The 26323-nt window shown below is 40.5% G+C and carries 26 protein-coding genes; 14 read left to right on the top strand and 12 right to left on the bottom strand.

Going from position 1 to position 26323, the window contains the following annotated elements; genetic code table 11:
- The first annotated feature begins 22 nt into the window (after positions 1-22).
- The 5 genes from tssH (at position 23) to Q9R21_RS13150 (ending at position 7107) form a co-directional block, all read left to right on the top strand.
- The gene (tssH, locus tag Q9R21_RS13170) at positions 23-2689 is read left to right on the top strand and encodes a type VI secretion system ATPase TssH (RefSeq protein ID WP_311204659.1); all 2667 of its coding nucleotides are present in this window, start codon (positions 23-25) and stop codon (positions 2687-2689) included.
- A gap of 51 nt (positions 2690-2740) precedes the next feature.
- Positions 2741-3844 (top strand): type VI secretion system protein TssA, encoded by a 1104-nt coding sequence (tssA, locus tag Q9R21_RS13165; RefSeq protein WP_180087328.1) that lies wholly within the window; start codon positions 2741-2743, stop codon positions 3842-3844.
- Positions 3845-3852: 8 nt separating this feature from the next.
- Complete coding sequence (gene tssK / locus Q9R21_RS13160; protein ID WP_311204658.1) at positions 3853-5217, top strand: type VI secretion system baseplate subunit TssK; 1365 nt, start codon at positions 3853-3855, stop codon at positions 5215-5217.
- An 8-nt stretch (positions 5218-5225) separates the two neighbouring features.
- Positions 5226-6038, top strand: a complete 813-nt coding sequence (gene icmH / locus Q9R21_RS13155) for a type IVB secretion system protein IcmH/DotU (RefSeq protein WP_311204657.1) — start codon at positions 5226-5228, stop codon at positions 6036-6038.
- Between the two features lie 127 nt (positions 6039-6165).
- A complete protein-coding gene (locus tag Q9R21_RS13150; protein ID WP_311204656.1) occupies positions 6166-7107 on the top strand; it encodes a M15 family metallopeptidase in 942 nt (313 codons plus the stop codon).
- Positions 7108-7121: 14 nt separating this feature from the next.
- Here Q9R21_RS13150 and Q9R21_RS13145 read toward each other — a convergent pair whose 3' ends face one another.
- The 7 genes from Q9R21_RS13145 to Q9R21_RS13115 form a co-directional block, all read right to left on the bottom strand.
- Positions 7122-7883, bottom strand: coding sequence for an alpha/beta fold hydrolase (locus Q9R21_RS13145; protein WP_253138597.1), 762 nt, complete (start codon positions 7881-7883; stop codon positions 7122-7124).
- Positions 7884-8687: 804 nt separating this feature from the next.
- Entirely contained in the window at positions 8688-9056 is a 369-nt protein-coding gene (locus Q9R21_RS13140; RefSeq protein ID WP_253138595.1) for a hypothetical protein, read from the bottom strand.
- A complete protein-coding gene (locus Q9R21_RS13135; protein ID WP_005107027.1) occupies positions 9057-9419 on the bottom strand; it encodes a hypothetical protein in 363 nt (120 codons plus the stop codon).
- A gap of 126 nt (positions 9420-9545) precedes the next feature.
- Positions 9546-10148 (bottom strand): nitroreductase family protein, encoded by a 603-nt coding sequence (locus tag Q9R21_RS13130; RefSeq protein ID WP_213687231.1) that lies wholly within the window; start codon positions 10146-10148, stop codon positions 9546-9548.
- A 432-nt stretch (positions 10149-10580) separates the two neighbouring features.
- Positions 10581-11072, bottom strand: a complete 492-nt coding sequence (locus Q9R21_RS13125) for a hypothetical protein (protein WP_004280216.1) — start codon at positions 11070-11072, stop codon at positions 10581-10583.
- A gap of 126 nt (positions 11073-11198) precedes the next feature.
- On the bottom strand, positions 11199-12593 hold the full coding sequence (gene fumC / locus Q9R21_RS13120) for a class II fumarate hydratase (protein WP_195724781.1): 1395 nt from the start codon (positions 12591-12593) through the stop codon (positions 11199-11201).
- Between the two features lie 138 nt (positions 12594-12731).
- Positions 12732-13742: an NAD-dependent epimerase/dehydratase family protein gene (locus Q9R21_RS13115; protein ID WP_005266466.1), complete on the bottom strand. Its 1011-nt coding sequence runs from the start codon at positions 13740-13742 to the stop codon at positions 12732-12734.
- A gap of 70 nt (positions 13743-13812) precedes the next feature.
- Between Q9R21_RS13115 and tusD the strand changes: the two genes are divergently transcribed.
- Genes tusD through Q9R21_RS13095 form a run of 4 tightly spaced genes read left to right on the top strand, consistent with a single transcriptional unit; the run spans position 13813 to position 15204 of the window.
- The gene (tusD, locus tag Q9R21_RS13110) at positions 13813-14181 is read left to right on the top strand and encodes a sulfurtransferase complex subunit TusD (RefSeq protein ID WP_004280211.1); all 369 of its coding nucleotides are present in this window, start codon (positions 13813-13815) and stop codon (positions 14179-14181) included.
- Between the two features lie 44 nt (positions 14182-14225).
- Complete coding sequence (locus tag Q9R21_RS13105) at positions 14226-14576, top strand: hypothetical protein (RefSeq protein ID WP_213687228.1); 351 nt, start codon at positions 14226-14228, stop codon at positions 14574-14576.
- Positions 14577-14593: 17 nt separating this feature from the next.
- The gene (locus Q9R21_RS13100; protein ID WP_213687227.1) at positions 14594-14878 is read left to right on the top strand and encodes a DsrH/TusB family sulfur metabolism protein; all 285 of its coding nucleotides are present in this window, start codon (positions 14594-14596) and stop codon (positions 14876-14878) included.
- A gap of 14 nt (positions 14879-14892) precedes the next feature.
- The gene (locus tag Q9R21_RS13095) at positions 14893-15204 is read left to right on the top strand and encodes a TusE/DsrC/DsvC family sulfur relay protein (RefSeq protein ID WP_005263018.1); all 312 of its coding nucleotides are present in this window, start codon (positions 14893-14895) and stop codon (positions 15202-15204) included.
- 115 nt (positions 15205-15319) lie between these two features.
- On the opposite strand, the gene Q9R21_RS13090 is transcribed toward Q9R21_RS13095, so the two are convergent.
- From Q9R21_RS13090 to ybaK, 3 genes are all read right to left on the bottom strand, one after another.
- Positions 15320-15802, bottom strand: a complete 483-nt coding sequence (locus Q9R21_RS13090) for a hypothetical protein (protein ID WP_213687226.1) — start codon at positions 15800-15802, stop codon at positions 15320-15322.
- 69 nt (positions 15803-15871) lie between these two features.
- Positions 15872-17125, bottom strand: coding sequence for a YncE family protein (locus tag Q9R21_RS13085; protein WP_311204655.1), 1254 nt, complete (start codon positions 17123-17125; stop codon positions 15872-15874).
- Positions 17126-17318: 193 nt separating this feature from the next.
- Positions 17319-17786: a Cys-tRNA(Pro) deacylase gene (ybaK, locus tag Q9R21_RS13080; RefSeq protein WP_311204654.1), complete on the bottom strand. Its 468-nt coding sequence runs from the start codon at positions 17784-17786 to the stop codon at positions 17319-17321.
- A 958-nt stretch (positions 17787-18744) separates the two neighbouring features.
- Here ybaK and aroQ point away from each other — a divergent pair.
- Genes aroQ through accC form a run of 3 tightly spaced genes read left to right on the top strand, consistent with a single transcriptional unit; the run spans position 18745 to position 21019 of the window.
- A complete protein-coding gene (aroQ, locus tag Q9R21_RS13075; protein WP_004280201.1) occupies positions 18745-19200 on the top strand; it encodes a type II 3-dehydroquinate dehydratase in 456 nt (151 codons plus the stop codon).
- 16 nt (positions 19201-19216) lie between these two features.
- The gene (gene accB / locus Q9R21_RS13070) at positions 19217-19633 is read left to right on the top strand and encodes an acetyl-CoA carboxylase biotin carboxyl carrier protein (RefSeq protein WP_311204653.1); all 417 of its coding nucleotides are present in this window, start codon (positions 19217-19219) and stop codon (positions 19631-19633) included.
- A gap of 18 nt (positions 19634-19651) precedes the next feature.
- Positions 19652-21019, top strand: coding sequence for an acetyl-CoA carboxylase biotin carboxylase subunit (accC, locus tag Q9R21_RS13065; protein WP_311204652.1), 1368 nt, complete (start codon positions 19652-19654; stop codon positions 21017-21019).
- Between the two features lie 59 nt (positions 21020-21078).
- On the opposite strand, the gene Q9R21_RS13060 is transcribed toward accC, so the two are convergent.
- Positions 21079-21522, bottom strand: coding sequence for a hypothetical protein (locus tag Q9R21_RS13060; protein ID WP_404976606.1), 444 nt, complete (start codon positions 21520-21522; stop codon positions 21079-21081).
- A gap of 314 nt (positions 21523-21836) precedes the next feature.
- On the opposite strand from Q9R21_RS13060, the gene Q9R21_RS13055 reads away from it, so the two are divergent.
- Together Q9R21_RS13055 and Q9R21_RS13050 are read left to right on the top strand one after the other, a co-directional pair.
- Positions 21837-23267 carry a diguanylate cyclase gene (locus tag Q9R21_RS13055; RefSeq protein ID WP_311204650.1) on the top strand — a complete coding sequence of 477 codons (1431 nt, stop codon included), beginning with the start codon at positions 21837-21839 and terminating at the stop codon, positions 23265-23267.
- 49 nt (positions 23268-23316) lie between these two features.
- Complete coding sequence (locus Q9R21_RS13050; protein ID WP_311204649.1) at positions 23317-24807, top strand: amidase family protein; 1491 nt, start codon at positions 23317-23319, stop codon at positions 24805-24807.
- Between the two features lie 16 nt (positions 24808-24823).
- Here the strand turns inward: Q9R21_RS13050 and Q9R21_RS13045 are convergent, their stop codons facing one another.
- Positions 24824-25990 (bottom strand): MFS transporter, encoded by a 1167-nt coding sequence (locus tag Q9R21_RS13045; protein ID WP_311204648.1) that lies wholly within the window; start codon positions 25988-25990, stop codon positions 24824-24826.
- Between the last annotated feature and the right edge of the window lie 333 nt (positions 25991-26323).

Below are 26323 nucleotides of genomic sequence, written 5' to 3'. Positions count from 1 at the left end.
GTATATTCTCAAAGAGAAAAATATGAGTAATTTAAAAATTTTGATTACAAAATTATCTGAACATGCACGCCTATGCCTTGAGAAGGCAGCGAATTTCTGCATCACACAGCAAAATTATGAAATCGAAATTGAGCATTTTTTCTTAGAGTTGCTACAGCAACCAGACTTGAATGATCTCAAACTATTGCTCAAAAAATATGAAATTTCCGAAGATGATCTCACCCATGATCTGAATCAGAGTATTCAGCAAATGACTAAAGGAAATTCTCGTACACCTATCTTTGCCAAATCCATTATTCGTGTATTAGAACATGCCTGGCTTTTGGCTTCAGCAGAGCAAAATCCGATGATCCGCAGCGGACATCTACTGGTTGCCCTGCTCACTGCGCCTGATCTATATCAAATGACAATTCGTGCTTCTACTTTATTTGAGCAGCTTCCAATTGATCATTTGAAGCACCGATTTTTAGAGTTCTGTGAGCAAAGTATTGAAAATATGAGCTATTCTCAGCTTACTAAGGTAAAAGAAGATTCACCTAAAGCACAGCTAAAATTAAATAAAACATCGGCACTTGATCAATACACTATTAATCTAACTGAAAAAGCACGCCAAGGCCAAATCGACCCGGTGATCGGTCGTGAGTTTGAAATCCGTTTGATGCTGGATATCCTGATGCGCCGTCGTCAGAACAATCCAATACTCACCGGCGACCCGGGAGTCGGTAAGACAGCTGTGGTAGAAGGATTAGCCCTGAAAATTGTGAATAATCAAGTACCTGATGTACTCAAAAATGTAGAACTTCATGTATTGGATCTGGGCTTATTACAAGCAGGTGCGAGTGTAAAAGGTGAGTTTGAGAATCGCCTGAAGCAAATTATTCGAGAAGTTCAGTCCTGCAGTTATCCTGTTATCTTGTTTATTGATGAAGCCCATACGCTGATTGGTGCAGGTGGTCAGGCTGGTCAGAATGATGCTGCCAATCTGTTAAAACCAGCTTTGGCACGAGGAGAACTGCGTACCATCGCCGCGACTACATGGGCGGAGTACAAACAATATTTTGAAAAAGATGCTGCGCTCAGCCGTCGTTTTCAGGTGATAAAGGTAGAAGAACCTAATGAAGAAGTCGCAATTAATATGTTGCGCGCCATGATTCCGCTCATGACTCAGCATTTTCAGTTGCAGATTGATGATGAAGCAATTACTGCTGCGGTGCGTAATTCACATCGTTATATCAGTGGACGGAAATTACCGGATAAGGCCATTAGTGTATTGGATACAGCCGCGGCACGGGTTGCCTTGAGCCAGAATGCGCAACCTGCAAAGTTAGAACAGTTACAGGCACAACTGCATAATTTTCGGCTAGAACATGAGATTTTAAATCAGGAGCATCAAAATTTTCCGTGTCATCAGACACTTTTAATTGAATTATCAAAAAATATTTCAAATTTGGAACAAGAGATTTCTCAGGTAGAACAGCAATGGCAGCAAGAACTTCAATTGGTTCAGGAAATAAAATTATTACAGATTCAATCCAAAAAAATTGAAAATAAAAATAAAATTAAAGTATTACAGCGATGTTTGTCTCAGATTCAGGCTGATAACCCACTCGTGTTTGAACGTGTAACAGTCCCTATGATTAATCAGATCATTTCTGACTGGACCGGAATTCCAGTAGGTAAAATGATGAATGATGAAATCCGACAGGTATTAAAATTACAAGATAAATTATCGCAACGTGTAATGGGTCAGGACTTTGCTTTGCATCAACTGGTCCAAGGTATTAAGACATCTAAAGCAAAACTGGATGATCCGAATAAACCGCAAGGTGTATTTTTATTGCTTGGCCCAAGTGGTGTGGGGAAAACTGAAACTGCCCTAGCCTTGGCTCAAGAATTGTATGGAGGAGAATCACATCTGATCACGATAAATATGTCGGAATATCAGGAAGCTCATACCGTATCTTCCTTAAAAGGTGCTCCTCCAGGTTATGTCGGTTATGGTCAAGGAGGCATTTTGACTGAAGCGGTACGCCGTAATCCTTATAGCGTGGTTTTATTAGATGAAATCGAAAAAGCTCATCCTGATGTGCAGGAATTATTTTATCAGGTCTTTGATAAAGGCATGCTGGAAGATGGTGAAGGCCGTCTAATTGATTTTAAAAATACGACAATCCTGTTGGCCTCCAATGTTGGCTCCAGTGCCATTATGCAGGCTTGTGTAAATCAACCCGTCGAAAACTGGCCGGATGCAAAAAGCTTAATTGAACTGTTCAAACCAAGTTTGTATCAGCAATTTAAACCGGCATTTTTAGGGCGTATGCAAATTGTGCCTTATTATCCTTTACATGATGAGCTATTGATCCAGATCATTCAGCATAAACTGGGGAAAATTACCCAACGTATTCAGCAGCAATATGCCACGCAGGTTACTTATAATGAGGACTTGCTCGAACTTCTACTCAGCCGATGTACCGAGGTTGATAGTGGTGCGCGCAATATTGATCATATTTTAAATGCTTCAGTATTGCCTGCTTTGGCTACAGAAATATTGAGAACCATGAGTGAGGGAAAGATTCCTAAACTGATTCACATTGAGATTAAGAATGATGAAATTTTTTATAGCGTAGATCCGAAAGTTAAAATAGCGCAAAAAGTACGTTCTAAAAGCAATAAAGCAGATGCTGCCTAGTTGAAGTAACCTAAAAATAAAAACAAATAAAATATAATAATTGGAATAAAGATGAGCCTGGAATTTGAATATTTATTGCAAGACATTTCAGTCGATCAGCCGTGCGGTGTGGACTATTCATTTTCAAATGATTTTCATGTGATTAACAAGGCCAGAACTCGTGATGATCCTTTATTGGAGCAAGGTGACTGGGTCTCGGAACCGAAACAGGCCGATTGGCAACTTGTACATGATAAAACGATTGAATTATTAACTGAAAAAACCAAGGATATCCGTCTATATACCTGGCTTATAGAAGCTTGGAGTCATCTCTATGGTTTTGAAGGAATTGCTCGAGGATTAGAGTTGACCCAGCAAAGCCTTGAGCGATACTGGTTCACGTTACATCCTCAAATCGAAGAGGATGATCTTGATCAACGTTTTGGATTATTACAAGGTTTGATTACGCAACTGCCAATGCTGATGAAACAGGTGCCTTTGGTCAGCTCTGCGCCTTTTTATAATTTAGGTGATTATGAGGCATTCTTACATCAACGCAATATTAAACTCAAACAACAGCAAGATGACTACTCGGAAAATAATACTGTTCAGGATTTGGAGCATTTTGAGCAATCGTTGCTGAAAACTTCTCAAACAGTTTTAAGCCAGAATGAAGGTTTTCTTCTCGAGATTCAGACCCAATGGCTGTATCTTAAAAATACACTGGATCATTTACTGGGTCTAAATGCACCGAGTTACGCGAGCACAGATTCTCAACTTGAATCGATCTTCTCCAGTATTAAGCGCATTTATAAAACTGATATTTCTTCAATATCTCAGGATCAAATAAATACACCGCAATTCGGCACTCTCAAAATACCTGAAATAATAGTGATGAATACCTCGCCTGAAAATATACAAGAATTTCGACCTCAAGCCCAAAACCATCTGGCCAACCGTCAACAGGCCATGCAGTTATTACAAGACATCGCTCGATATTTTCAATCTCATGAACCGCATAGTCCAGTGAGCTACATGCTGCAAAAGACGATTAAATGGAGTCAGATGCCATTACATGAATGGCTGGCTCAAGTAATCAAGAACGAGAATCCGATCGAAAACGTACATGAATTACTGGGTATATATGCCAATGATGAATCCAAGAATGAGTGGTAAATATTAAAATGTTTAAAGCAGAAAAAGTACTGTGGGGCGAAGGTCTATTTTTAAGACCGCAACATTTTCAATTACAGGATGCCTATCATGAGCAACGCTTGAGTCATATGATTCGGGCGACATTTCCTTTTGCTCACGGGATCCAGTCCATTCAATTTGATGAAGCTCAATTCAATATGCATATATTGGCATTAAGTAAAATTGAAATGATCTGGCAAGATGGTGAAATTTATCAGGCGCCTGCACAGGATTTATTACCAGAACCTGTACAACTGGATACCTTAAACCTGCGTGGTGAAATGCAAATTTATTTGGCTTTGCCAATACTACAGCCGAACAAGCAAAATGTAAGTCATGTCGAAAACACTCAATCTAGTCGTTATCACTCACATTTAATCTCGACCCATGATTTATTCACCGATGCCACTACTGCAGAGATCACCCTGTTACGCCGTCGGGCAGAATTTAAACTTTTTGAAGTTGGCCAAGAACCTCAGCAGCCTCTGGATGGTTATTTATATCTTCCGGTTGCTCAAATCAAACGACAAAGTTCTGGAAATTTTATTTTTGATCATAAATTCATTCCTCCAATTTTACATATTCAGGCCTGTGAATATCTGCTAGACAATTTAAAGCGAACTTTGAATATCATCCGGGCCAAGATTAAAACGATTCAATCCAATAACCGTGAAAACGAACAGAAACTGATTGAATTTCGTTCTGGGGATATTGTCTCTTTCTGGCTGGTGAATGCCTTAAATACTGCTTATGCAACCTTAAATCATATTTTGCAGTATCCACAAATTCATCCGGAACGGCTATATGCGGAACTTTTAAGACTCAGTGGTTCCCTACTTACCTTTTCAACAGCCTATGACATTGATCAATTGCCGCAGTATCAGCATCATCATCTATACGACAGCTTCAATCAGCTGGATATTATTCTCAGAGATTTACTCGATACAATTATTTCGAATCGATATATCAGTATCAGCTTAAAAGAAACGCGTCCGTCCTATTGGTTTGGCAGTCTGGAGACCGATAAGATCAGTCACAATACGCGGTTATATCTTGCTGTATCAAGTAGTGTTATGCCTGCACATGACTTGATTGCCTATGTTCCGATCCGTTTTAAAATTGGTAGTACTATAGATGTAGAACAACGCGTGGTTGCAGCTTTACCAGCTGTACCCGTTCAGCATCTCATGCAGGTGCCTACTGCAATTCCGGTACGTTCCGGCGTTCATTATTTTGAGATTGAACCCAATAATGAACTGTATCAGCGCATGCTGGATTCAGAATCGATTTGTGTTTATATCCCGAATGGCTTTCAGGATATCGCGATTGAACTTATTGCTGTCATGAATGGATAAAAATATTAATGAATACAATCTCTAACAATCCTCTTTCACTCTTTGATGGCGATCAAATCGGAGTAGATTATACAGCCATGCAACCTGTAGAAACCTACCCTACCTCTACGAATAGTCTGGTAGATTTACTGCATGACGGCTTCTATATTGTTTTCCTGTTAAAAAATCACTATGTCCCTGTAAATATAGAGTCTTTCCGTGAAAAAATTCTGGAGATGTTGAAAAGTTTTGAACATCAGGCACGCCAGATGCAATTTTCAGCTGAAGATATTCAAGATGCAAAATATGCCTATTGCGCTTTAATAGATGAAACAATTGTCACCCAACAGGATGAGCGATTTTTTGATCTGCAAAATTCCTGGATGATCAGTCCCTTGCAGTTAAGCCTGTTTGGTTCACAACTTGCAGGTTATCGCTTCTTCGAATATCTGGAAGAAATACGCCATAAAGATAAGCAACGTCTGGCAGTATTAGAGGTATATCATTATTGCCTTTTATTGGGCTTCCATGGAAAATATCGAATTGAATCTATTGAGCATTTAAATAGTCTGATTGCTCGTATCGGAGATCAGATTGATTATCTCAAGGGTAAAAAAGTTGCTTTTTCTCCTTTTTCAGCAATTCCAGATCAAATCCGACATATTATCCATCGTGAATTACCATTTTTCTGGATTCTGATATTTTTATTATTATTTGCCGTGATCAGCTTTGTGGTTTTTAAATATGCCTTGTCAACAGAACAAGCTGCTGTTTTTTCTCAATATCAAAATTTGATTAGCGCGCCTGCTGAACAAGCCTATATTACGATTCATTTACCCTAACTCAATTTTCAAATAAATATGATGGACACTTATAAAAATAAAGACTTAAAAAATGACGCCGTTGGAAAATTTATATCGATGAATAAAAAAAAATTTTTGAATTATTATTAGATCAATCATTCAACTGATGATTTTGATTATATTGAGCAGCTTTATTCTATTAAGCTTAGCTATGTTAGCCTTGCTGTCTTACGAGTTTCGATTAAGAATACAGGATTTTTTTCTTGATTTGATTCCACAAAGCAAGCAACAATTTTCTCAAGTAAAACATTTTGTTCAGAAATTTTATCAGGCGGCATCGCCTGAGCATATTCAGTCTGAGTGGTATTTGCAGCAATGGTGGATTTTGATTGCAGGATTTAGCTTATTTGGCAGTATTTTAATATTCGCTTTTACGCAGCCACTTACTGCAAGTAAGTTTGAAGCTGAATATTTAAGGAAAGTTGATCCACAGATTTATGCATTATTAGATGGGCAAATATTAACAGCTCCAACTGAAGTCGATGAACAGCTTATTATTGAAGCCTTACAAGAAGAAGTTTTAGCAAATCATTCTGTAATTTCAGCGCAAAGCCTTAATCTGAATATTGAAGACATTCATATAAATCCAAATATCAGCACAGCAGACCGTAAATGGCATAAGATGAATCCGCGATTTAAACAGCGCTTACTGATGGTTTTTAAAATTATGCGCGAACAGCATGGTTATGAGCTGGTTTTACTCGAAGGTTATCGAAGTCCGGAAAGGCAAAACTCTTTGGCGACCAACAGTAATATTACCAAGGCCAAAGGCTTTCAAAGTTATCATCAGTTTGGGCTGGCTGCAGATATTGCCTTTAAACGCGATGGTAAGGTGGTGATTAGCGAACGTGATCCATGGGCCATGCGTGGTTATGAGTTATATGGCCAGATTGCAGAATCGGTGGGTTTAACCTGGGGCGGTCGCTGGAAATCCATTAAAGATTTTGGACATACTGAATATCGTATGCCCGGTTTAAAGAAAACAGCTGCAATGGCGCATCAACTCATTCATGAAGGACAATTACAGACTCAGTCCTTTCAGCCTTAAGCATACAAAGTGAATTAATTTAGAAAGGCCTGGATGTATTTGATCACTTCATCTGGTTTTTCACCATGCAGCCAATGTCCTGTATTTTCAATGCATTCAATTTTCGCCTGAGAAAATTGTTCATTGATTACCGCAAAATGTTCAGGTTTTGAGATATAAAAAGAATTACCACCTCTGAGAAAAAGTGCCGGAGTATCAAGTGGAGCAAGATCTTCCCAAAATAAAATATCCTGATAATGGTTAAAGAGCGCCTGTACATTAAACAGCCACTTCCCTTTGTTAAAAGATTTTAGCAAGAACTGAATTACCATTTCTTCATTCAGATATTCGCGCATGATTTTTGTCGCTTCTAACCGAGAACTTAGGTTTGCACGCTCGACAGCAAACAAGGCTTCAAAAATTTCCGCATGATGATTTTCATGATATGGGATTGGAGTTATATCCAGAACCACAAGCTGCTCTACCCGATCACGCGCAATATCCGCCAGCTTCATGGCAACTTTGCCGCCCATAGAATGCCCTACCACAACAAATTTTGTGATGTTAAGACTATTTAATGTTTCAAGTACATCTTTTGACATCAAGTGGTAATCATGCTCATCACTATGTCCAGATAAGCCATGGTTGCGTAGATCTAACTGAATGACGGTACGTTGGCTTGAAAAATGTCGCGCCAGCATTCCTAAATTACTCAAGCTGCCGAATAAACCATGAATGAAGACTATTGGTACAAGTGCTGAGTCATCATGACTGGTGATCTGGTAGTTGAGGATCATTTGACAATTCCGTGATTTCATAGATGATATGTTGATATTGGAATTTTATTGGGAATTAATCAATTGCTAAATCTTAAAATTATAAATTTTGCTTAGGCTATTTATATGCAATAATTTTTGCTTAGGCTAAATAATTGAAACTAGTACAATTTTTTAAAATCAGAGAGGTCTAAAAACTAGCTGTTATTACCCAAATAAGCTCAGGTAGCTTTTAAATTTTTAATTTTCTGGCAATCACTCATTCACTTATTCACTTATTCTTAATCAAAAACTGGATATGCATAATAAAGCCACACTACATTTACAAGTCATATTTCGGGTGTATAAGCAATCAAGTGGAATTTACCGCCTAGCTTTTTACAAATTGGCTAAGCAGAAAATACTATTATTAAGCTTCCTTCCCTTTTCTTTTTATAGCTATTAAAATTTATGATTTGCTTAGGCTATTTTACTGACTTTTAGAGATACTTGAATTATTAGATATGAGCTGCGTGCTGCAATTAGACTAGCTCAGATGAAAATAATTTCTTATCAAATACTATTTGCTATTTCTAGAAAATTTTTAGAAAAAAATAATTGCTATTACTTATATATTCTAATTAATGAAATAATATCAGTGGATATATTCCCGAGACATGAGGTTATTCCATCAAATTTAGTTTAAATTAACTTAATATTTTTATTGAAAATATTTTAATAATAAACTATTAATATTTATAAAAGCTCGGTTATTCAAATTAGAATTATTTGGTTTATTTATATTTTTCAGCAAAAAACTTTCGAGATAGAAAAGTATTTTATAACTTATTCTACATCCCTATTTTTACAAAATATGCTTGTGGTCATTCCAGATTGAGTCAAACTTTGATCCTGCCTCTCAAGAAAACTTTTGGCGACCATAGCCATCGTGGGCGCCATATCCAGACTACTGTTTTCTTCAGACACTTTTTGAATATCCTGATAGGCTTTCAGTCGGTTACAGAAAGCCTGGCGTTGAGTTTGGGCATCTGCCTTTTGATCATCTTCATCTAAAACGTGCTTGGTTTCATTCACAATTTTAGTCTGTGCTGAAATAAACTGGTCATAGGCACTTTGTGAAAGTGGCTCTGCAAAGACCATGCTATTCAGTCCTGATAATAATCCTGCACAAATGAAAGATGATTTTTTTAGCATCTATATTTCTTCTTTCCAGACATCTTCATAATCATCGGCATCAATCATGAAACGAAAACCTGTTTCCAGAGCCAGATACGGTAAAACTTCTGGTGCGATGTCCTGTAATTCACGTACTGTCATGGTTTCAAAAGCCTCTTCACTTGAAGGCTCTCCGCCATAAATGTACCAGCTGATATTTTCATCTGTTTCAGGCTTTTTACGGATGCCGACAATCGGATCCTGTTTTAAGGTATGTACGGCCACCGCAACAACATCATCCCCCGTGACTTCAACATAAGCCGAGCCTACTTCTTCACAAAGTAGCTTTTGCTCTGCGATCAGTTCTTGTAACGGTGACAGGTTTTGCGTGTTTTTCGACATTCGGTCTTACTCATCATTCATTAGCGCGCTATTTTAACTTAATTTTAATGAAGCTGATTGGGATTTCGTCGAGATCTAAAAAATATCTGCCCTTAAACCGTGTTAAGCGCAGATATGGATCTCAGCTTATCGGAAGACTTTAAAGCGCTCTTCATCCGCCAGATAATCTTTGGCACGTGGCTCGCCTTCTATCGAACCAAAGACCAACTGTGCACGCAACTTCCAGTTCGATGGAATGTCCCATTCCGCATGTACCTGTTCATCCACGATCGGATTGTAGTGCTGCAATGATGCGCCCAGACCTTCTGTATGCAATGCTGTCCACGTTGCAAATTGCGCGATCGCAGTCGAATGCTCTGCCCAGATTGGAAAGTTATCAGCATAAGATGGGAATTGTTCCTGTAAGCCTTCTATAACTGTTTGATCTTCAAAAAATAAAACAGTGCCTAGCCCTGCCGCAAAACTTGCCATTTTTGCTGTGGTTCTTGCAGCGCTTTCTTCATCTTTGGCATAGCTTTTTAATTTATCTGCGACGAAGCCCCAGAACTTTTCATGTTCCGAATTGAATAAAATGACGGCGCGTGAAGACTGAGAATTGAAAGAAGATGGGCTCTGCTTAATTGCAGTCTGAATCAAATCAGTTAGATGTTCAGGAGATTGTTCAACATTCTTGGCAATGGCATAAATAGTACGGCGTTTAGTAATTAAATCTAAAAACTGATTCGACATTTTTGAAAATCCTGGGATATATCTTCGGGAAAATTTGAACCTTCAGTTATTTTTATGAAGGATAGCTAATCAATGGAGCTTTTGCTTTAACGTGAGATAAAGCCTATATACCTTAAAAAATAATGGACTCAATTACTAGGCTATTTAATTGATATTTTTATATATTTTTTAGCTAAAAAATGATCATTTTCATCTATTTTTTGAACAATCGTTAAAACTGCTGCCCTATGATAGAGCCTGATGTTAAACTATGGTTCAACATGCGCTATTATTGATCAAAATTTTAAGAATGAAAAAGTTCAATGACCATATTTAATATTGCTTAGGCTATTTCAAGAGATCATGCATCATGAAATAAATCTCATATTCCAGATAAAATTAATCCTCCAAAATTGGAGGATTAATTTTATAATTAAAAGCTAAAAAACCGATTTAAAACTTCGCGTTCAGCACCTGAGCAGATACTTTAGTCTTCCAGAGCTCACGTAAAATCGGTAAATAGAATTTCTCACCGAGTTCCACCAGTTCTGCATCAATCAGAGCATGCATCTCATGCATAAACAAATAATCCAGTTCAACTGTGGTTAGTTTAGTCTGCTGTTTTTGATAGTCTTTGCGTTTCTGTTGGGCTTGTTTAACCAGACGATCCGCAAATGCTTTATCTTTAAACTGGGTAATTGCTTTTAATCGAAGTTCGATAATACCCCATCCAGTTAAGAACATCTGGAAGGTTTCAAAATCATCGCTGGTCGATTCCCAAGACATTTCTTCCAGATTTTCATTATCGGGAAGCACAGGTAAAAGAAGTTCCATCACACTTGGGAAAATCTTTTTGAAATTCAGAATAAATTTAACAGGATGCTCACCTGGATAATCCTTGAATTGCACCTTTCTTTGAACATCTGTTAAATAAATATCAAGCATAAAACAATCATCAGTGGTTAATCTCATCTAACACTATTGTACGCAACTCTGCCCGAGATAAAAACCACTGCTGACTATTCCATGATAAAACAGGCGGAAAGATTGAAAATAAAAGCGCTACAGCCCTTATTTGGCATTCGGTGAAACCATCTGTTCAGGACGCACCACCTCATCAAACTGTTCAGCGGTGACTAAACCCAGTTCAACAGCCACCTGTTTTAAGGTTTTTCCTTCCTTATAGGCTGTTTTGGCAACCTTGGCTGCATTCTCATAACCAATCACCGGATTCAATGCTGTGACCAGCATTAAAGAATCATGCAGGAAATGTTCAATTTTTTCATGATTCGGCTCAATACCTACGGCGCAGTGATCATTAAAACTGTTACACGCATCGCCTAAAAGCTGGATGGATTGCAGCAGGTTATAGGCAATGACCGGCATAAACACATTCAGTTCAAAGTTACCTGATGCACCTGCCACGTTAATGGTGGTGTCATTGCCGAGAACTTGTGCGACGACCATGGTCATCGCTTCACTTTGCGTCGGATTAACCTTACCCGGCATGATGCTAGAACCCGGTTCATTTTCAGGAATACGCAATTCACCAAAACCACAACGAGGCCCGCTGGCCAGCCAGCGAATATCATTGGCAATCTTATTCAGGCTCACCGCTAAAGTCTTTAATGCACCAGACGCGAATACCGCAGCATCACGGCCTGCCAGAGCCTCAAACTTGTTTGGCGCAGTTACAAATGGTAAGCTTGTTAACTGTCCTAGTGTTTTAGCAGACTGAACGGCATAATCGGGATGAGCATTCAGACCAGTACCGACCGCTGTCCCGCCTAATGGCAATTCATATAAACCAACTAAGGCCTGTTCTAGACGAAGAAGCCCATGATCCAGCTGAGAGACATAACCGCTGAATTCCTGCCCCAAGGTTAAAGGCGTAGCATCTTGTAGATGAGTCCGGCCAATTTTTACAATATCGGCAAAATCCTGAGATTTGGCATATAAAGTATCGCGCAAGCGTGTGACTGCCGGAATTAACAGTTCATTGATCTGCAAGCTCGCAGCCACATGAATCGCAGTTGGAAATGAATCATTGGTAGATTGGGCACGGTTGACATGATCATTTGGATGAACCGGTTTTTGTGCCCCTAAATGATTGCCCAATTTCTGGTTGGCAATATTGGCAATCACCTCATTACAGTTCATATTACTTTGCGTACCTGAACCGGTTTGCCAGACCACCAATGGAAATTGACTGTCCCATTTCCCGCTGATGACTTCATCTGCCGCATCCACGATATAGTGTGACAGTTCTTGGGGAATCTGATTCAGCTCGGCATTGGTCAAGGCGGCAGCTTTTTTGACGAGTCCCATGGCACGAATCATTGGCCGAGGCAAACGCTCATTTCCAATTTTGAAATTTTGCAAGCTACGCTGAGTCTGAGCGCCCCATAAAGCCTCGCTCGGTACAGCCACTTCTCCCATCGTGTCATGTTCAATACGTGTTTGCATGTTCAACCTCAATTCTTCTTGCCTGTTACTGATCTTAGGAATTTCTATATCAATGATTTAATCTATTTATTTAAAGTAATTGATTACAGCAATCATGTAAATGATAATTATTATCAAATATTAGCTAAACACTCTTAATTACTGCCCTCTGAGCATATTCTGATAAAACAACCATTCATCCTCAAGCATCTTTCTGAGTGAACGCTGAGGTTGCCAATGCAGGATATTCCGCGCTTTTTCGATGTTCGCCCCCAATTGATCCATTTCGGCATGCGGATATGGCAAAGCATCCATGGTTTTGATTGCAGACTGAGTCACTTCAGCCAGTTGATCTAGCAAATCCTGTATGGAAATCAATTCACCGGCAATATTAAAAGCTTCACATTTTAATTCCTGCTGTTGTGACAGCCATTGCAAAGACTTGATCACGGCATCACAACAGTCTGCGACATGGAGAAAACTGCGCTCTACTGTGCCATCCGCAGTATGGGCCTGACGGCGTAATTCCAGATATTCACGTTGCTGTGCAGCGACCTGCATCGCCAAAGGCAAAATATTTTTTGGTAAAGGTGGCACTGCTTCTCCCAGCACACCGTGTTCAAAGGCACCGGCGATATTGGATAGACGCAGGATCGCAATCCGCCATTCATTATCAGTTTTGGCAGTATCCCGGATAATTTCCTCAACCATCTGTTGCGATTTGATATAGGGATTCGGATAGGTATAGTTAAAAGGCAGATCTTCGCTTAAATCTGTGCCAGATTGTCCATATACCGCCAGACTGGATAAATGTACCAGATGACGCACGCCGGTACGCTGCATGGCACGCATGAGACTCATAATACAGCTAACATTATCATTATAATATTCAAGTGGTTTTAATACTGATTCTTCCAGTGATTTAAAACTTGCGGTATGCACCACAGCCTGAATCGAATGCTGCTCAAAGACTTTGTTCAATGCTGGCGTATTGCGAATATCAATTTTGATAAAAGGTACATACATACCAGAAATAAATTCGAGGCGCTCCAGAGTCTGTAAGTTAGCATTGGCCAAATTATCGACCACAATGACCTCTAGTCCTTGTGCTAACAGACTTAAAGCAATATGTGAGCCTAAAAAGCCTAATCCACCCGTCACTAAAATCATTTATACTACCTACTTTCTGATGAAGCCAAGATCAATCTGTTGCTATTGATCAAGCCTGTAGTGAATTTCGATGAGCACCTTAATTCTTGTTACCTCCGCACCGACTTCCATTTATGCCTGGCATGCCCTGGGTTTGGCTCAGGCCTTGCAAGATAAACAGGAAGCATTCCGTGTATTCTTCTATCAGGACGGCGTATCGGTCGCAAATGCACTGCAATGGGTACCCGACGATCAACGTCATCTTACACATGCATGGCAAGCGCTACAGATTCGCCTCCCGGTCTGTGTAAGTGCAGCATTGGCACGTGGAATTACAGATCTGGACAATGCTCGACGTCACAATATTCAGCAGCATAATCTGGCAGATGCCTTTGAATTGGTCGGTTTAGGTGAACTTGCCGATGCTGTTCAGTCCTCACAACGTCTCATTCAATTCTAGATGTTTCATTTTTTAGAATGTGTTGCTTTTCCAAGGAATCTTGTGTGAAATCTGTACTTGTTATATTAACCCAAGCCAATCTGACCAGTCTGCAGGTGCATGAAAGCCTATCGGCTACGATGGTCCTGGCAACTTTTGGCGCAGAAGTTAAAGTCCTGCTACAAAGTGCTGCCCTCAGTTTGCTGCATTCAGCCCTGCAATTTGACCAGGTGCATCATGCATTCAAACTGGCATCAAATATGGTCGACAGTTTCGAGTTTTATGATCTCACTCCGATTCTGATTGAGAAAAAAAACCAGCATTCCTCATTTGTGGCACAGAGCGAACAAGAAATCGAATTTATTGAGCTTAATTCTGAATTTATTCAAAGCTTTGATCATGTGATGTATTGGTAAGGAACAAGGATATAAAAATGTCAAATCACACACTTTATCTGATCCAATCCAGCTATTCGGCAACAGCGCAGATCCTAGAGCAACTGGCTCAAACTTATACAATGGGTGATCAGGTCGTGCTGATGGGTGAAGCGGTTTTGCTGCTAGAGCATTCATTTCTTCAAAGCTTGCCGAAAATTCACATACTGAAAAATGATGCGGAGTTATTAGTACAGCCTTTGCCTGATCAGATAAATCTGTTGAATTATGCGGATTTTGCAGATCTTTGCCTCGAGTTTAATCGCTGCATTTCAATGAAATAATGAATGAGTTAGATATGAATTTAGAATTGGATCAAGATGGCCATCTGGTTGACTATACCATCTGGAATGAAGACGTTGCTCAAGTGTTGGCCGATAGTCTAGAACTGAGCTTAACTCCTTGGCATTTTGAAATTCTGCAAGCGGTACGTCAGTTCTATCAACAATTTGGTCATTCACCAGCAACACGTCCACTGATTAAATTCTTAATGAAAACTGTCAGTGCCGATATCAATAATGCCATGCTTCAGGAAAAGTTTAATACTGGTCTAGTTGCCCGTCACTTAAGCCGTTTGGCTGGTGTACCCAAGCCTGCGAACTGTTTATAAAGATACTTAGCTTTTTAAAGTATGTATTTAAAGGCCCAAATCATATTTTGGGCTTTTTTTTATGAGAGCAATTTTCAGACTGAGAATAATGAAAGATACAGCTGGATCTAATTCGTCAAGTTCGAGTTTGTTCTAATACTCGCAACGCCCGATGCAATTCATGATCCATTTCAGGCAGAACTTTAATCAGAAACTCAATTTGTGCTTTCGCTTCGGCCTTGCTCACCAGTTGGGCCTCTACCAGTTTTTGCTGCTGACTGATCAACAAACTGACTTGTTGAGGATTTGGTCGTTGTCCCTCACTTAAAGCGTTAATGATCTGAGTAAAGTCCAGATATAACTGTTCTTGTTGTTTTGATAATTCGCTTTGCTTTGCAACCGTATCGTTCTGTTTCTTCTTCGTAGTTTGACTATTCTCAGGAGAGTTAACAGATATATAGCTTGCCGATTTTTCAACTGGCAGGACCGGATCAGAATGGGTCTGATCAGTAAAATTCGTCCGATAGATTTCTTGTCGTACCTGATAACCAATACCCACTAAAGTCCCCAACAAGAGCAATCCGATCATTACATAGAACAGAATTGTTTTATCATTCATTTTTATGTCCTCAGCTCAACAAAGACAACCTTTATCAAAAAGCTGTCTTTTTCGCTAATCGACGATTGACTACGGCGTTGACCAGTCTGCTGGTGCATAACCAATCCGAACGCGTTGTGGATGATTTCCTACCGGTACACTCAGCACTTTATTGCCTGTGGCAAAATCAATCACTGTGACTACATCTGTTTCACTTTCTGAAATTACACAGCTACGACCATCCGGGCTTCGCGTTGCCCAATAAGGTTTACCTGCAGAAATCAGTTTCCCGGCTGTCAGTGTTTTGCGATCTACAATCGTAGCGTAGTTATCCATGGTACCGGCGACACAGAGCTTTTCACCATCAGCACTGATTGATAGGCCATGATGACGCGAATCATTCACCCATTTTGTCCGGTCTTTCGGAATACTGTCACTGCCAGGCAGCTGTCCGATCCGGCTAATCTTGTTCTGATTCAGATCGTACTCAATCAGCCCATTAAAAAATGAAACCTGGGCATACAGTTTGGTTTCATCCTTACTAAATACCATTGGTCGTACTGAGTTGGACAAATCTTTTCGATCAAATGCATCCAATGCAGGCCTGAAATCGATTTTTCCTATCACCTGATGCGTATTGGCATCTGCGATAGTGATAAAACGCTTACCTTTAGTAAAGTCTTGCCACTGTGCATCCATCGAGGTTTCAACATTGCCGATGGCAGAGTTCAGGATCTTGTTGCCGCCATCGAAGTAAATGTTTTCATGCGGTTTATCGCCAGTGCTGAAACGGCCTAACTCTTTACCGGTATGGATATCCAATACATGCACCACATTTCCTGAAGATGCAGATACGGCGACTCGTTGCCCATCTGGTGATACCGCCATATGGTCAGCACGGAAGCCTTCTACAGGCGTCCGCCAGTTAATCTTGCCGGTTTTGATATTAATTGATACCACATCGGCGAAACTTGGGCGTGATGCAACGACTGACTGTCCATCTGGTGTCGAGTACATATCATCCACCAGCTGGTCATTGCCTTCACCGGCTGTGGCCTGAATATAAGTATAAGCAATCAGTTTGATTGGATTCAGGTGAATTTCTTTAAGGCGCTCTTTACGATCAGGAATCATGTTAATGACGCCAATTTTGCCAAAATCACCCGATGGACGAATCACGGTTACCGTGCCATCCCAATTATTTCCGACAAAGAAAACCTGCTGTGAATTGGCAGGTACAGCTGAAGGCGCAGAAGCGGCCTGTACACTTGGCAACGCAGATAGCATCGCCATCGCAGATAATGTCAGACAGAACCGTGGCCATTTTTTATTTTGAATTTTCATCCATTATGCTCCGCATAATAATTTATATTTTTGTTTTCATTCCTTGTTGTGTACACAGCCAGGCTGTGTTTTAACTTATCTAATATACAAACGTATAAAATGATTTACTGTTATTTCCGACCAAAAAATATGCAGCTATTTTAAATTTATTACTTCAGGTTCTATGAATTTAGGTGATCATCGTACTTTGATTTTATGTATCCAGCACATCGACGAACTGTGCATTGAGCACTTTGGCAAGATCAGCCGGTTTTAATCCAATATCAAGTCCCCTTTTTCCACCGCTTACATACATTTTTTCAAGTCGATTTGCACTACTACAAATCACTGTTTTTAAACGTTTCTTTTGGCCAATGGGACTAATTCCGCCAACCAGATAACCGGTCAAACGTTCTGCATGTTTAGGATCTGCCATCTGGAGTTTTTTACATCCCACAGCCTGGGCTACTTTTTTCAGATTGAGTTGATGATGTACCGGCAATATGGCAACAAAATACTCTTTATCATCCGTGACCAATAAAGTTTTAAAGACTTCTTCTACCGAAAGTCCTAATTTTTCAGCAGCTTCTAGCCCGAAACTTTTGGCATTGGCATCATGTTCATATTCATGAATGCTGTATTCGATTTTATTGGCTTTTAATAGTTTGCATGCAGGTGTCATAGAAAGTCTTGTTTGAGATGAATCGCATGATTATATAAAGATTAGCTCAAGAAGTTAATTTAGATGCGGTGAGTTTAGAGAAATTTTGCTTTAAGCCCGTATTCCGCTTCAATCAGACCTATTTGGCTCAATCTTTACGCCCCTTCCCACTTTTAAACTTTTCTGCAAAGATGATGACGCGCAAAATAGCAACAAATGTATGTGTTTTTGCCACTATCTATGCGTTAGGTGAATCCTATCTTAACCGTGTAAAGGAGATAAAGATGAACACATTCGTCATTTCGTCCATCTATACAGGCGAAGCATATAAGTCGAGCGTTTTAGCTTAAACCTGCTGAGATTCAACCTTTATATCTGGAAGATGAAGTACATTTTTGCACAGCACTTATCATGGATGCTTGAAGTTAAAGTGATGTAACTAATTCCAGTCTATTGGAAAAATAGACCGAGGAAAACCCAAGTAAAATAAGAAAAAATATCATTAACATATTGTCTTATCTTATATTTTTAAATTTTCATCACGTTTTGAGAATCGGTCGATAGCTTATATATAAAGAGGATAATCAGCACAACTCTAAAGTCAGAATGTAAAGAGTTTTCTATGCTCTAGAAGTCGAACATTGCGGTAAAATCAGCCAGACAACTCTTGCTCAAAACTAAAAATATCACTAAAAGGAAGAATTTAGCGTTAACATGAAGATACAGTTACATAAAGGATATTAACTGTTTTTGCCAATTGGGTTTACAATGAAAATAATCTGAATACCCAGCGAATTGTAATTTTTTAACATTGCCAAATCTCTGCAAAGTTTTCATTATAGCGCCACTGTTTGCTATATGCTTTCTACGTTAATTCAAAGAAATTATAAATAGTAATGTAGAAAATCATGCAATAATAAGCAGAGTTTGCAGACATCTTGCAAACAAACCCCGATACTTTTTAATTGGAGCATGCTGGATGAGTTCGACCATTTTGGTTATTCATGGACCGAATTTAAACTTGCTTGGGAAGCGCGAACCGGAAGTTTATGGTCACCTTAGTCTTGACGATATTAACCAGCAACTGATTACTCAGGCTCAAAAGGCCACATTACAACTCGAAACGTTCCAAAGCAACTGGGAAGGTGCCATTGTTGACCGAATTCATCAAGCTCAGCAAGACGGCGTTCAATATATCATTATTAATCCGGCAGCATTGACTCATACCTCTGTTGCGGTTCGCGATGCCCTTCTTGGCGTTGCCATTCCTTTCATTGAAGTCCATCTGTCTAATGTGCATGCACGTGAGGCATTCCGACATCATTCGTACTTGTCCGATAAAGCCATCGGCGTGATTTGTGGTCTAGGTGCAAAAGGCTATGCTGCTGCCCTCGACTATATCATTGAAAAAATACAACCTTCTACACAATCTTAATTAGGAATACTGTCTCATGGATATCCGTAAAATCAAGAAACTCATCGACTTGATGATTGAATCTGACTTACAGGCGATCGAAGTTAAAGAAGGCGATCAGTCGATTGCATTAACTCGTCGTAATCCAGTGGTTGCAGCAGCTGTTCCTGCTATGCCTGCACCAGCAGCCGAAGCGCCAGCAGCAAAATCTCCTCGTGGCGCAGTTGAAACTTCACCAATGGTCGGCGTGTTCTATGCGGCACCAAGCCCAGGCGAAGCGACATTTGTCAAAGTGGGTCAAACCGTTTCTGCTGGTGATACCTTAGGTATTATCGAAGCCATGAAAATCATGAACCCGATTGAAGCAACTCAAAGTGGTGTGATCGAAGAAATTCTGGTGAAAAATGGTGATGTGATTCAATTCGGCCAACCACTTTTCCGCTACCGCGCTTAATCACCCCGGGGATTTATAATGTTGCAAAAAGTTTTAATTGCAAACCGTGGTGAAATTGCGTTACGCATCACCCGTGCTTGCAGAACTTTAGGGATCAAAACTGTAGGTGTCTATTCTGACGCAGACAAGGACCTGATGCACTTACGTTTCTGTGATGAAGCAGTATGTATCGGCCCTGGTGCGAGCAGTGACAGCTACCTGAATATTCCTGCGATTATTACAGCTGCTGAAATTACTGGCGCAGATGCCATCCATCCTGGTTATGGTTTTCTCGCTGAAAATGCTGAATTTGCTGAAATCGTAGAAAATTCTGGTTTTATCTTTATCGGTCCACGTCCAGAACATATTCGTTTAATGGGGAACAAGGTTTCTGCCATTATTGCCATGAAAAAAGCGGGTGTACCAACTGTACCGGGCTGCGACCATGCCGTAACCATTCACAATGCACTCGCTGAAGCGAAAGAGATCGGTTTCCCGCTGATTGTCAAAGCTGCTTCTGGTGGTGGTGGTCGTGGTATGCGTATCGTCGAAAATGTCGACACCCTGCTGGAATCTGTTCAGGCTGCACAGCGTGATGCGGAAATGTGGTTTGGTGATGATACGGTCTATATGGAGCGTTTCCTGCAAAAACCACGTCACGTTGAAGTACAGATACTGGCTGATGGTAATGGCCATGCGATTCATCTCTATGATCGTGACTGCTCGCTACAGCGTCGCCATCAAAAAGTACTGGAAGAAGCGCCAGCACCGAATCTACCAGAGCAAGCACGTGCCGATATTCTAGAAGCCTGTGTGAATGCATGTAAGCTGATGCAATATCGTGGTGCAGGTACATTCGAATTCCTGTTTGAAGATGATGAGTTCTTCTTCATTGAAATGAATACGCGTGTTCAGGTTGAGCATCCGGTGACTGAAATGGTCACGGGGATCGATATTATCGAACAGCAATTGCGTATTGCTGGTGGCTTAGGTCTGGATATTCAGCAAGAAGATGTCAAGGTTTTAGGACATGCGATTGAATGCCGTATTAACGCAGAAGATCCATCAACCTTCTTGCCTTCACCCGGCAAGATTGAGAGCTTCTATGCACCAGGCGGCGCAGGTATCCGCTTAGACTCGCACATCTACCCAGGCTATAGCATTCCGCCGTATTATGACTCGATGATCGCCAAACTGATTTCGCATGGCAAGGACCGTGAGACGTCTATTTCTCGCATGAGAAATGCCTTGGAAGAAATGATTTTGACTGGTGTTAAAACCAACATTCCTTTGCACAAAGATTTAATCCTTCAGGATAAAAACTTCTGCAAACAGGCGATGGACATTCATTATCTGGAAAAACATTTGTTGAAACAGCTAGAAGGTGCTGAAGACAAAGCTCAATAAGCTTTAAGCTTATAAAAAAACCGCTGAAATTCAGCGGTTTTTTTATGTTGATGACTCATTTATGGTAATACACGTCTGAGTACCGCAAAGCATTGCTCGGCCTTGTCATTGGCACAGAAATTAATCGTGTACGGATTTTGCCATTTCACAAAATACTGGGAAATTTCACCGGATTGATCCACTTGATTGCCTGAGCAGTCTTTTTCATTATTATCATATTTAACCTGAAGAATCAGTGCTGGAATCTGAACAGTCGGATCCTGTGCAGGCTGATAGTCATACAGCCCTGACGTCCACTCGTCGCCACTTTTAATCACCACATTATTATTGCCTTTAAAATTATAATATTCGATACATTTTTTATTATTCGGGATTTCCATTCCCCACAATCCGACAATTTCCGGACGGGTTTTCACGGTAAATGTATTTGGGATTTCAGCAGCTTTAGCAGGAGCATTCGCTGGTTTTTTATTTTCTGTCGCCATTAGCCAGGGTGAGCTCATGAGTAAGATAAGGCTAAGACATATTTTTTTCATATTTACCGGCATCTTGTTAACAATTGATTCTAAATTATCATATTTTTTGGGATCGTGTCCCGCTCTAACGCAATTTCAATACAGAGTCAGAAATTATTTATCACATTGTTTAAAAACGTGGATTTCTTTTCTGACTTTTTTTGTATATATTTCGTATATAAGAATCTTAATAGTTCGTATTAATAACAGATTAATCAAACAATAAAATTATATTTTGGGTCAAACTTAGTTGCTGAACAAAGTGATCATTCACACTTAGAAATTTGAATAGGATTTTAAATTTGCAATTAGCTCGAATAACAGAACAACAATTAAATCATGAAACCTATGCTTATTTTGTCATTGTTTTCGCTGTTTTAGTCTGTTGTTTTATTGGGATCGCAACCAGACCGATTGAGTACCTGGCCTTATTGTGGCCGGCCAATGCTGCCTTGTTAGCCCTGTTCTTACGCTTTCCACATTTAAATAATATGGGAGGTTGGCTCGGCGCATTCAGTGCTTTTATGTTTGCAGATCTGGTCACCGGAAACAGCCTATTACAAAGCCTGTTTCTCACGCTTTCTAATCTGATCAGTACTATTGTCTCGATATTTTTTATTCGATATTTCAAGATTAATTACAAATACTATAATACCGGTTATACCTTCGTTCATTTATTTGGCATCTTCGCTTTTGCAGGCTGCCTGGCCAGTGCGGCTTTTGCAGTTCTCACCTTGCCGAATCTACCCAATTCATTCATGACCAAAGAATATTTATGGATTGATTTTGGTCTGTGGTGGACCGGTGAAATGGTGAATTATATTGTGTTTCTCCCTTTAATCTTGGCATTCCCAAGAATAAAAGACATGCAATACTTATTTAAAAACCGTCGCCAAAAACGCAATTACTTCAGCTATTTTTTACCTGCATCTTCAGTCGTGGCCTGTGTCATCATTACCAATATTTTTGCAGGCCCCGGCGCAATGCTCTACCCTCTAGCTGCACTGATTTGGGCTGCGTTGACCTATCGCCTGTTTACCATGACCATGATCAACGCTTTTGTGATTATCCTGACCTATTACAGCCTGACACAGTTTTATGCCACCAATCACACCATCTTGGCAGACTCTACGATTTATATTTCGCTCCGGATCGGGCTGTTTATGCTGGCCTTATCTCCGCTCATTCTGTGCATTATCAGCCAAAACCGCAATGAGCTGTTTAAGCGGGTCTTGTATCTGGCCAATCACGACAGTCTGACCCGCACCATGAATCGTCATTTCTTCTTTCAAAAAGGTGAATATTTACTGCAATATGCCAAGACGATGGAATTTTCAGTCATCATGCTGGATATTGATTATTTCAAACGCCTGAACGATCATTTTGGCCATCATGTCGGTGATAAAGTCCTGCAACACTTTGCGCAGATTGTACGTAACAATTTACGTGCTCAAGATCTGTTTGCACGGATTGGTGGAGAAGAATTTGTACTGCTACTCTGGAATACCGAACCCTCAGAAGCACGTCTCATTGCAGAAAGGATTCGTGATTTAGTGGAAAAAACCCCGATGCATCAATCAGATGGCTCGCCCCTGTATATTACAGTGAGTCTAGGTATCACCCATCAAAATGAACCGCAGGCCCAAGACTTGCAAAACCTGATCAATATTGCAGATCAAGCCTTATATCAGGCCAAACATCGTGGGCGCAATCAGGTGGTGCTTGCATCTTGAACCCAAATGATCTACAACCTTGAAGCAGCAGCAACACTAGGGAATGGCAATGAAATTTGAAGAATATCTGCAATATGACGGTTTAGGACTGGCTGAACTGGTCGCCAATAAACAAGTACATTCAAGTGAACTTTTATCTGCTGCACTAGAGCGTAGCTCAATTGCCAATCCCGAGCTGAATGCGATTATTATTCCGATGCATGAGCATGCATTGAAACGGAGCCAGCAAAATCTGTCGGGGCCTTTTGCCGGTGTGCCTTTTCTGGTCAAAGACCTGTTTCAGGAATATGCCGGTTATCCAACTTCTTATGGTTGTCAGGGCTTAAAACGGATCGGTTATATTGCCGAGACCAATGCCGAGATTGTCAATCGTTGGGAAAAAGCCGGGATCGTGACCTTTGGACGCACCAATACTCCTGAATTTGGGATTAAAGGTATTACTGAACCTGATGCCTGGGGCAGCTGTAAAAATCCGTGGAATTTACAGCATAATAGCGGCGGTTCATCGGGTGGTTCCGCTTCTGCCGTGGCTGCCGGAATTGTACCAATTGCGGGTGCTGGTGATGGTGGCGGCTCGATACGTATCCCCGCTTCCTATTGCGGCCTGTTTGGCCTGAAACCGAGTCGTGGCCGCACGCCTTGGGGACCACAAATGAGTGAAGCCATGCATGGCGCCGCGATTCAGCATGTACTGACCAAAACGGTACGGGATAGTGCTGCAATGCTGGATGCCACCCATGGTGAAGATCATAGTTCACTGTTTAAGATTCAGCGTCCACAGCATCATTATCTGGATGTGATTCAGCAACCGCCAAAAAAACTGAAAATTGCGTTTAGCACTTATTCTACGATTGGCACACCTGTTTCCCAGGATGCCATTAAAGCCATTGAAAAAACAGTCAAATTGCTAGAATCTTTGGGCCATGAGGTGGTCGAAGACCGCCCAGCCATTGATGGCATGCAACTGGCCAAGGATTTTATTACCACCTGGTTTAGCCAATTTTCATTTATGCTGGATGAAATCCAGAAAGGCTATCCGTCTAAAACAAATGATTTTGAATTGGACTCTTTAGCACTGGCGGCTTTTGGGGCCAAAACCAGCGCGATTGATTATATCCAGAACCTGAATAACTGGGGCCAGTATGTGACCCAGATGAATCATTTCTTTGATAATTATGACCTCTATCTAACGCCTGCAACGGCGACAGTGGCGCCGAAAAATGGTGAGGTTAAAACACCAAACTGGCAGAAACCGATTCTTAAAGGTTTATTGAAACTGAATAAAGTGCATTTAGTGGCGCAAGGGAAACTAGTAAACCAGATTGTGAAAGAAAATCTAAAATGGGTGCCTTTTACCCAGTTGGCCAATATTACCGGACTCCCAGCGATGTCTGTACCACTGTACTGGAATGAACAAAACCTGCCGCTCGGTTCACAGTTTATTGCGCCGTTTGCCCGTGAGGATCTGCTATTACAACTGGCAGCCCAATTGGAACAGGCACAACCGTGGTTTGGGCAATACGCCAAAATCCGTATTTAATACTGAGATGATATTTTCAAGCCTGTTTTTGCAGTTCGACTTTATTTGGCAATCCGAAAATCAGTAACAAGCCAAGCAAAGTCGATACTGCAGCAGTGATAAAAATAGATGTGCCGCCGACTTGATCCCAATAATGCCCAGCCAGAATACTGCCACTCGCCACGCCAACGCCCCACATCGTGCTATATAGCGCTTGTCCACGTCCTTGCTGCCCTGCAGAAAAATTCTGGAAAATCACTCGCATCGCAATCATATGAAATAAACCAAAACTTAAAGCGTGAATCGTTTGAGCAAAAAACTGTGCCATGAATGAAGCAGGAAAGACCCCGACGATGAACCATCTTAATCCGGTCATCAATAAGCATAACGTGACCAGATGGCGCCATGACCAGCGTGTCAGAAAGAACGTCGCATAGGCAAACATGATGATTTCCGCAATGACCCCGACTGACCAGAGCAGCCCAATCTGGCTGGTGCTAAATCCCGCCTGACTGAGATAATTGCTATAAAAACTATAAAACGGCGCGTGTGAAAATAGCAGAATCAATTCAATCAGGAAAAAGCTATAGACGACTGGGCGTTTGAATATCGGCCATAAGGGTTCGAGCTGTTTCTGTGCGGTAGGTGCTGTCGTGGGTTCTTTAATGGTAAATGACCAGAGAAAGGCCAGAAATGAAATACACAGCAACAACACTGGCAACATACTGATACTAATAATTTCAAAGACGGCGCCCAAGCCGAATACACCAATAATAAAACCGACAGATCCCCACTTTCGTACTTTGCCATAGAGTTCTGCTCTTTTTTCCCCGAGCCAGAACAAAGTCACGCCTTCAAACTGTGCCAGAATGGCATTCTGAAAGAAACTGAAAATCAGCATCAGTAAAGCTACAGATTGAAAGCTATTGGGAATAATAAAAATCATGAACCAGATACAGGCTTCCATCCAGGTGGCAATACGCACCAGCAACATGCGTTTACCGGATTTATCTGCAATCCAACCCCAGATCAACGGCGCAAAGAATCGGGTAACAATCGCAATAGAAGATAAAATCCCGATTTCCTGATAATTGAAGCCTTGATCTTCAAGATACAGACTCCAAAAAGGCATGAATGCCCCAACAATCGCATAGTAAAAAAAGTAAAATCCACTGAGTCTATGCTGGATTGCTAGAACTGGCATTGATTTATATATCCTAATATTTTCAAAATTTTAAACTCAATAAATTTCTATAGCACTGTATTCGACGACTCTTGATTTTGCTACGAGCATCTCGCATTAGTCTAAAAATAAATTTTCATAAGTTTATGGATAAATTTTGCTAAAGTAAAAAACTCTGTGTTGAGTTAAATTAAAGTAAGAACATAAATCGTCTTCTATATTGAGCACACGACAAAGAGTGGAAACAGTTTTAGGAAGGAATTGGATGGACTTAAAATCTGAAGATCAATAATTACACAGACATTATCATTGTTTTATGGCTAAAGTATGTCCAAAGAATTTTCAGTTCATAGG

It is taken from the genome of Acinetobacter sp. RG5 (assembly GCF_031844265.1).
Lineage (GTDB): Bacteria > Pseudomonadota > Gammaproteobacteria > Pseudomonadales > Moraxellaceae > Acinetobacter.
Note: the sequence above shows the minus strand (reverse complement) of the source record. Positions and strands in the feature narration are given on the sequence as shown.

Excerpts from the sequence above, each read along its gene's own strand:
- tssH (WP_311204659.1), top strand. The coding sequence starts at position 23 with ATGAGTAATTTAAAAATTTTGATTACAAAATTATCTGAACATGCACGC.
- tssA (WP_180087328.1), top strand. The coding sequence starts at position 2,741 with ATGAGCCTGGAATTTGAATATTTATTGCAAGACATTTCAGTCGATCAG.
- tssK (WP_311204658.1), top strand. The coding sequence starts at position 3,853 with ATGTTTAAAGCAGAAAAAGTACTGTGGGGCGAAGGTCTATTTTTAAGA.
- icmH (WP_311204657.1), top strand. The coding sequence starts at position 5,226 with ATGAATACAATCTCTAACAATCCTCTTTCACTCTTTGATGGCGATCAA.
- Q9R21_RS13150 (WP_311204656.1), top strand. The coding sequence starts at position 6,166 with ATGATTTTGATTATATTGAGCAGCTTTATTCTATTAAGCTTAGCTATG.
- Q9R21_RS13145 (WP_253138597.1), bottom strand. The coding sequence starts at position 7,883 with ATGATCCTCAACTACCAGATCACCAGTCATGATGACTCAGCACTTGTA.
- Q9R21_RS13140 (WP_253138595.1), bottom strand. The coding sequence starts at position 9,056 with ATGCTAAAAAAATCATCTTTCATTTGTGCAGGATTATTATCAGGACTG.
- Q9R21_RS13135 (WP_005107027.1), bottom strand. The coding sequence starts at position 9,419 with ATGTCGAAAAACACGCAAAACCTGTCACCGTTACAAGAACTGATCGCA.
- Q9R21_RS13130 (WP_213687231.1), bottom strand. The coding sequence starts at position 10,148 with ATGTCGAATCAGTTTTTAGATTTAATTACTAAACGCCGTACTATTTAT.
- Q9R21_RS13125 (WP_004280216.1), bottom strand. The coding sequence starts at position 11,072 with ATGCTTGATATTTATTTAACAGATGTTCAAAGAAAGGTGCAATTCAAG.
- fumC (WP_195724781.1), bottom strand. The coding sequence starts at position 12,593 with ATGCAAACACGTATTGAACATGACACGATGGGAGAAGTGGCTGTACCG.
- Q9R21_RS13115 (WP_005266466.1), bottom strand. The coding sequence starts at position 13,742 with ATGATTTTAGTGACGGGTGGATTAGGCTTTTTAGGCTCACATATTGCT.
- tusD (WP_004280211.1), top strand. The coding sequence starts at position 13,813 with ATGAGCACCTTAATTCTTGTTACCTCCGCACCGACTTCCATTTATGCC.
- Q9R21_RS13100 (WP_213687227.1), top strand. The coding sequence starts at position 14,594 with ATGTCAAATCACACACTTTATCTGATCCAATCCAGCTATTCGGCAACA.
- Q9R21_RS13095 (WP_005263018.1), top strand. The coding sequence starts at position 14,893 with ATGAATTTAGAATTGGATCAAGATGGCCATCTGGTTGACTATACCATC.
- Q9R21_RS13090 (WP_213687226.1), bottom strand. The coding sequence starts at position 15,802 with ATGAATGATAAAACAATTCTGTTCTATGTAATGATCGGATTGCTCTTG.
- Q9R21_RS13085 (WP_311204655.1), bottom strand. The coding sequence starts at position 17,125 with ATGAAAATTCAAAATAAAAAATGGCCACGGTTCTGTCTGACATTATCT.
- ybaK (WP_311204654.1), bottom strand. The coding sequence starts at position 17,786 with ATGACACCTGCATGCAAACTATTAAAAGCCAATAAAATCGAATACAGC.
- aroQ (WP_004280201.1), top strand. The coding sequence starts at position 18,745 with ATGAGTTCGACCATTTTGGTTATTCATGGACCGAATTTAAACTTGCTT.
- accB (WP_311204653.1), top strand. The coding sequence starts at position 19,217 with ATGGATATCCGTAAAATCAAGAAACTCATCGACTTGATGATTGAATCT.
- accC (WP_311204652.1), top strand. The coding sequence starts at position 19,652 with ATGTTGCAAAAAGTTTTAATTGCAAACCGTGGTGAAATTGCGTTACGC.
- Q9R21_RS13060 (WP_404976606.1), bottom strand. The coding sequence starts at position 21,522 with ATGAGCTCACCCTGGCTAATGGCGACAGAAAATAAAAAACCAGCGAAT.
- Q9R21_RS13050 (WP_311204649.1), top strand. The coding sequence starts at position 23,317 with ATGAAATTTGAAGAATATCTGCAATATGACGGTTTAGGACTGGCTGAA.
- Q9R21_RS13045 (WP_311204648.1), bottom strand. The coding sequence starts at position 25,990 with ATGCCAGTTCTAGCAATCCAGCATAGACTCAGTGGATTTTACTTTTTT.